The organism is Pseudoalteromonas sp. SR45-5, from assembly GCF_014163565.1.
GTDB lineage: Bacteria > Pseudomonadota > Gammaproteobacteria > Enterobacterales > Alteromonadaceae > Pseudoalteromonas > Pseudoalteromonas distincta.
This window is the reverse complement of record NZ_JACJDN010000186.1, coordinates 1-6,700: the sequence shown is the minus strand read 5'-3', so window position 1 is coordinate 6,700 and position 6,700 is coordinate 1. Positions and strand designations below refer to the sequence as shown.

General features: G+C 37.3%; 4 protein-coding genes. 2 read left to right on the top strand and 2 right to left on the bottom strand.

The window, feature by feature from the left end; all coding sequences use genetic code 11:
• Positions 1-44 precede the first annotated feature (44 nt).
• Positions 45-263, top strand: coding sequence for a DUF6500 family protein (locus H5072_RS08960; protein ID WP_182693310.1), 219 nt, complete (start codon positions 45-47; stop codon positions 261-263).
• Between the two features lie 36 nt (positions 264-299).
• Here H5072_RS08960 and H5072_RS08955 read toward each other — a convergent pair whose 3' ends face one another.
• Complete coding sequence (locus H5072_RS08955; protein WP_182693309.1) at positions 300-2,219, bottom strand: GGDEF domain-containing protein; 1,920 nt, start codon at positions 2,217-2,219, stop codon at positions 300-302.
• Between the two features lie 179 nt (positions 2,220-2,398).
• Complete coding sequence (locus H5072_RS08950) at positions 2,399-4,054, bottom strand: RluA family pseudouridine synthase (protein WP_182693308.1); 1,656 nt, start codon at positions 4,052-4,054, stop codon at positions 2,399-2,401.
• A 316-nt stretch (positions 4,055-4,370) separates the two neighbouring features.
• Here H5072_RS08950 and poxB point away from each other — a divergent pair, with 316 nt between their 5' ends.
• A complete protein-coding gene (gene poxB, locus H5072_RS08945) occupies positions 4,371-6,095 on the top strand; it encodes a ubiquinone-dependent pyruvate dehydrogenase (protein ID WP_182693307.1) in 1,725 nt (574 codons plus the stop codon).
• Positions 6,096-6,700: the final 605 nt, after the last annotated feature.

Here is a 6,700-nt window from a genome sequence, read left to right as displayed (position 1 = left end):
AATGGCGTATTTTAATAGTAAAAATATAATTAAATAAGGTATGTATGAGGGAAGAACTAAGAGCAAAAATAATTACCGTGTGCGATAAAAAAATAGCAGCTAAAGGCGAAAATGTAGGGCTTTCTTTTTATGCATTTTTTGCCAATAAAAACGACGACCCAGAGCTACTTATGGAGGCCGCTACTTGGTGGATACACACCCATAAATTAGATCATTTTGTGAAAGCACATAAAATTAAACTGATGGTTTTAGACGAACTTTAGTCAAGTAAGTGAGCCAATACTTTTAGCTGTGTTTATTTAATCAACTACGACTTGGTTTCTTCCGTTTTCTTTTGCTTTATAAAGTAATTTATCTGCATGCTTAATAAGAATATCTAGTGTGCTTTTTAAAGGGCTACTTACAGAGGCTCCTGCACTAAAAGTGATTTTTGTATCTGTAGGAAAGTCTTCTATATTACTGCAATGCTTGGCGAAGCTAATGGCGAGTCGGTTAAATATATCGCGAATTATTCGTTCATCAGCCGTATTTAGTGCAAATAACCATTCTTCACCGCCGTAACGGCCAAACTGATGATCATCACAGAGTGTTTCTCTTGCAGCTTTTGCAAAGGCAATAAGAACTAAATCGCCAACATCGTGACCAAAATGGTCGTTAACTTTTTTAAAGTAGTCTAAGTCAACAATTGCTATAGTCATTTTACCTTCACCAAGTTTTGCTTCTGCTGCGCGCATTATTCCTCTGCGATTAGGGCAATTTGTTAGGTAATCTGTTAACGAAATATCGTGATACTTTTGACGTTGTCGAGCTTGTCGATAAAATAAAAATAACGAAGCAATCACTAAAATAAACGCAATAGCAGCGCTAAGTCGCCAAATTATTTTTTGATGATATTCTTCTTTAGCTTGTAGCTCACTAATATCTTTTGCGTACTCTAGTTGCTGTATTTTTTCTTCTTTTTCTTTTACTTCAAACTGTATCTGTAGTGTTTTTATATTGTTTTCGCTGGTTGCTTCGTAGTGTTTTTTTGTATAAAGGAGCTTTTGTTCAATTGCTTCAAAAGCCTCGTCAGTGTGGTTAAGGCGTCGTTTTAGCTCATAGCGTTTACTTAAAAAATCGGCTTTATAAATACTGCGGCTGAATTTATCTAATTTTAAAAACACCTCATCGTTTGCTTCATTTGCTTGATCAAGTAAATCTAGTTTTATATATATGTCAGCTAACAAAATGAGCGATGCGAGTTGCATATCATAAACACCTGCAGAACGAGCAAGCTCAATGTTCTCTTTAGTTAAAGTTAAAGCTTTATCGTAGTTGGCTTGTAAGTACTCAATGCTAGCAATTGAGTACTGAGCAAAGGTTAAGCCTTTTTGCATATTAACTTTTTTGAAATAGAGCAATGCTTTATCTAGGTATATTAAGGCATCTTTAGGTTTTTTTATCTCCAGCAATACATTGCCTAAGCTCCAATATGCTTTTGAGGTAAAAAGCCCATCTTGTGTTTGCTCATATGCCGCAACCGCTTTTTTTGCATAATATACGGCTTTGTCTTTTTCGTTTAGATAATTATATGCATCGGCTATTTTTCTAAAAAAGTATCCTTGAGATGCTGAATCGTCATCTTTTAATGCTAACTCTAACCCCTCTAGTGCAACATTTAGGGTCTTTTTCAATGCATCTGTATCGGTGTAATAGTAAGCAAGTGCTCGTAAAATAATGATTTTTTCTTTAGTTGAATGCTGTTGCAAGCTCTCTTCTAATTTTGTGGCTAGCGTTTGTGCTGGAGCTGGGTTTGGATCCCTCGCTAGAGACTTGAGTTGTGATTCGAGAAATAATAAATATACACTTTTTTGATTTGGTAACTCTTTGTTCTTTAAGTAATAGGATAAGTGAGTATTTAACGCTGTGTATTTTTCTTGTCTAAAAAGTAACTCCGCATACAAAGCGGCCGCTTCTAAATGAAGGTTTTCCCAATTTTGCTCTTTGCTTATTTTAAACGCTTGAGTGAGTTTGTCTTCATTTTGAAGATAGTCTAATTCATTTAGTTTTATGTTATTGATGAGGGTTTGAGTTGTTTCAAAGTCTAGCGCATGCAAAGTTGCACTTAATGAATCGCCGTTAGCTGAGGCAAGCTTACTTAGAAGTAAAAATAAAATGAGAACAATATACTTTGCCCATAAAGTATTACCTAAAATCTTTATTTGTGTATTGTTAGCCATGTTAATCCTTTGCTGATTTATTTTTATTATTGAAATACTTTTTCGCATTGCTTAATAAACTTGGGTTTGAACTGTTTCTTATACTCATCATTGAAAAAAATAAGACCATAAACAATATCAATTTAATTAATAAAAGCCAATATTTGTACGTTTTAGTGGTAGCGGTTTATGTGCTTTTGTTAAAAATCTGCGGCTACTTCAAATTCTAATCGTTTAAGTGTAATTGGGTGAGTAAATGCTAAGTATTCTGCATGTAAATGTAATCTATCGGCTTTTTTCCCATAATGTGTGTCGCCTATAATTGGCATGTTTAAACCTGAACTGTGCGCACAATGCACTCTTAGTTGATGAGTTCGCCCTGTTTTAGGATATAACTGTAATCGGGTAATATTGTTGTTACGCTCTAAAACGTGCCAGGTAGTAAGTGATGGCTTACCGTGTTTATAACATACCATTTGGCGCGGTTTATCATCAAAGTCGAGCACTAAGGGTAAATCAATTACTCCGCTATCCTCAGCTACGTTACCATTAACTAATGCGACATAACGTTTATCTATGGTGCGTTCAATAAACTGCTTTTGCAGTGCTTTGTGCACGCGTTTATTAAGCGCAATCATCAATAATCCAGAAGTCGACATATCTAATCTGTGTACAATTAGTGGACCTGATGCCTCTGGAAACTGCGTTTTGATTCGCATATAAACTGAGTCATCAATATTAACGCCAGGCACAGATAAAAACTCAGCGGGCTTATTTACCACAAGTAAGTCGTCATCTTTATAAACAATACTTAAATCTTTACCCTGAGCTGGGTTGATAAGTAGCGGGTTATCTTCAACATCTAAACCCTTTAGCATATGCCCAAGTATTGGTTGGCATTTACTGTAACAAGAAGGGTAGTAATTCTTATGCTGCCTAATTACTGATTTAGGTGCTGCTCCCCACCAAAACTCTGCCATAGCAAGTGGCTTTAAGTCATGTTTATAGGCGTATTGTAATAATTTAGGCGCTGCACAATCGCCAGCACCCGAAGGAGGAGTGTGCTCAGGTAGTGCTGCAAAAATAGCATTTAAATCTGTAGTTTCACCATTTGCATTTAAAAATTGGTACTGTGCAAATAGCTTTTTTTGTAAGCTTTTAGAAAGCGTTTTACGGCGCTTTTTTAAATGAGCAATTTCATCAGAAATATTGATGTGTGTTTGCTGCAGTGACTCGATTATATTTTGCCAATAGGCTTTAAGTGCCAGCAGTTGCTTTTTTTCTACGATGCTTTGCCCTGCAAGCTTATTTTTTAACTGCTCAAAATCACTTTCGCTAAGTTCTAATTCACCTTCAGTACGTTGTATTTTTCGTTGCTGACGACCGGCTTGCATTACTGCCTGTTGAGCTAATAGCGCTTGCTGGTAGCTCTGTGTTGCATCATCAAGTTTGCTATTAACTTCAAGCAGTTGTTCGCTATTTTCTAATTGCTCAATTTGAGCATTAATATCGTTAATTATTTTACTTTGAGCCAAATAGGTATCGTCTTGCAGCTGCATGCTAGAAACAGGCGGCACAAAGCTAATATTGCCTTTATCACCTTCAATTTGTCCCGAATAAGCGCTTAAAAAGCCTAATTGTTGCTTAACATTTTGCACCACTAAAACCCCAAACATTTTACCTGCATTTTCTGCTTTTAAATGCGTTAACGTTTCAAGTTGTTGCTGTAATTGTTTTGTGGCTGCTACAGCTAATGGTTGCGGCTCGTAATAAAAAGGGAAAGTAAACTTTTCAGGAAGCGCGAGAGCATCAATATTTTGAGAAAATAATGTAAAGCAAGAAGCAGAATTTGACATAGAAGTAAGAGAAAAGCATTCAGTAAAATAATTGAGCGCATAATAACATATTCATAGTTAAGCCACTAAAAATCTCGCACCCGCATATTCATAAACACTTTAAAGCGGACATTCATGTTTTATGTATCAGTATGGGGTCGCAGCAAGCATAGGCGTTTGTTAGTAAAGTCTCAGTAGTAATATATTTATCATTATCAAAATATTTAAGCTTATCGATTCTCAATAATTGAGCGCATTTCGAAACGATGACTTACCTGATAGATCAGAGACGAAAAATCAATTTACAGAATAACTGAATATTTAGGAGTTCTATATTATGAGTCAAAATATCGCAAGTTTTATTACAAAAACCCTCGAACAAGCAGGCGTAAAACGTATTTGGGGAGTAACTGGCGATTCACTTAACGGCATTAGTGAAAGTCTGCGAAAAATGGGAACAATTGAATGGTTAGGAACGCGACATGAAGAAGTTGCCGCATTTGCAGCTGGTGGCGAAGCCCATTTATCAGGCGAGCTTGCGGTGTGTGCGGGTTCTTGTGGGCCGGGTAACCTTCATTTAATTAATGGCTTATTTGATTGTCAGCGTAATAATGTACCAGTATTAGCAATTGCCGCACATATTCCTTCATCTGAAATTGGTAGTAGTTATTTTCAAGAAACCCATCCGCAAGAATTATTTAAAGAATGCAGTGTGTATTGTGAAATGGTGTCGAGCCCTGAGCAAATGCCGTACCTGCTAGAAACAGCAATGCGACAAGCAATATTAAATAAAGGCGTGAGTGTACTTGTGCTACCTGGCGACATAGCATTAAAAGATATGCCTAAAGCTATCAAACCAAAATGGAACGTGCCAAGGCCAGCAACACATACTCCCGCTTTATCTGATATTGAAGCAATGGCGACTCATCTTAATAAAAGTAAAAAAGTAACCTTATTGTGTGGTGCAGGTTGTAAGGATGCCCACGACGAAATTGTTGCGCTAGCCGAAAAATTACAAGCGCCAATTGTGCATGCCATGCGCGGTAAAGAATTTATTGAATACGATAATCCTTACGATGTTGGTATGACCGGATTTATTGGCTTTGCATCGGGCTATCATGCAATGCAAGAAGCCGATACGTTACTTATGATTGGTACTAGTTTTCCTTATCGTGCTTTTTATCCTGAAAATACCACCATATTGCAAATTGATAATCAGGCTGCGTCACTCGGGCGACACGTGCAAATTGACTGTGGCGTATTAGGCGATACAAAAAATTCAGTGACCACACTGCTTGATTATATTAAAGGTGAGCGGACAAGTTCGCACTTAGAAAAAAGTGTTAAAAACTACAAAGAGTCTCGACAAGATCTCGATGAACTAGCCAGTGGCAAAACCTCGCAAAATTTAATTCACCCGCAATACCTAACGCGTTTACTAAACGAGCAAGCGGCTGACGATGCTGTTTTTACTTGTGATGTAGGTACGCCAACAGTGTGGGCTGCGCGTTATTTATCAATGAATGGTAAGCGTCGCTTAATTGGCTCGTTTAATCATGGCTCTATGGCAAATGCGATGTCGCAGGCAATGGGGGTTCAATCTGTAGATAGAGACCGCCAAGTCATCGCAATGTGTGGTGATGGTGGCTTTTCGATGTTAATGGGGGATTTAATCTCACTTAAGCAGCTTAATTTACCAATAAAGATTGTTGTTTATAATAATCGCTCACTCAGTTTTGTGGCTATGGAAATGAAAGCCAGTGGGTTTTTATCAAGCGATACCGATTTAGAAAACCCAAGTTTTGCTAACATTGCACAGGCCTGCGGCTTAAAAGGGATTCATGTGGATGACCCTGAAAAATTACCATCGGCAATGAACGAGATGATGAACCACTCAGGACCTGTTGTTTTAGAAGTCGATACTGCAAAACAAGAGCTTTCAATGCCGCCGCAAATCAAATTAGAGCAAGCAAAAGGCTTTAGTGTTTACATGATGAAAGCGCTGATAAACGGCAAAGGAAACGAGATTGTAGAGCTTGCCAAAACTAACTGGTCACGCTAAGTGAGTTACTTCCCTATTGAGTACTTTTGTTCAATAGGGAAGTGCCAAGTAATAATCCTCACTATCATCTTTTATTATTAATAAGCTAAGGCTGCTGTTTGTAAGTGATTGAACCGAAATAGAAAATAATATATGGTTTATCATTAAATTAATAAAAACACGCATGAAATACCTCTACTCATAGAGGGAACGGAGCAATAATGAAATGGAAATCGGTTTTACTGTCGCTGGCTGTTTTATGGCTTATTCAAGCTCAGCAAAGCAGTTTACGCACCAGTGAATACGCAAATATCTAGCCTATTGCAAGTAAATTCAACGCAGTTAGCGCTGAAAATAGCTGCTTGAGATAGATTTATTATCCAGAGTTTAGGTTATTTAGAAAGCGCTGAACTGTTTTTACGTTGGAATCACTATGAGGTTTTTGAGTTTGACTCAAGTGCAATGTAATGAGCTAAAACATTTAGCATTGGCCTCAATTGCTACTTGGTAGTTGTTTTTAGTTTAATGTTTTACTCGCTTTACTCAATTAAAGTAAAGCGAGTGCTCAGTATCAGTTACAAACTCTTTTTAGGCGGTAGGGCTACGTTTGCAAATATTAGCCCTGC

Excerpts from the sequence above, each read along its gene's own strand:
- H5072_RS08960 (WP_182693310.1), top strand. The coding sequence starts at position 45 with ATGAGGGAAGAACTAAGAGCAAAAATAATTACCGTGTGCGATAAAAAA.
- H5072_RS08955 (WP_182693309.1), bottom strand. The coding sequence starts at position 2,219 with ATGGCTAACAATACACAAATAAAGATTTTAGGTAATACTTTATGGGCA.
- H5072_RS08950 (WP_182693308.1), bottom strand. The coding sequence starts at position 4,054 with ATGTCAAATTCTGCTTCTTGCTTTACATTATTTTCTCAAAATATTGAT.
- poxB (WP_182693307.1), top strand. The coding sequence starts at position 4,371 with ATGAGTCAAAATATCGCAAGTTTTATTACAAAAACCCTCGAACAAGCA.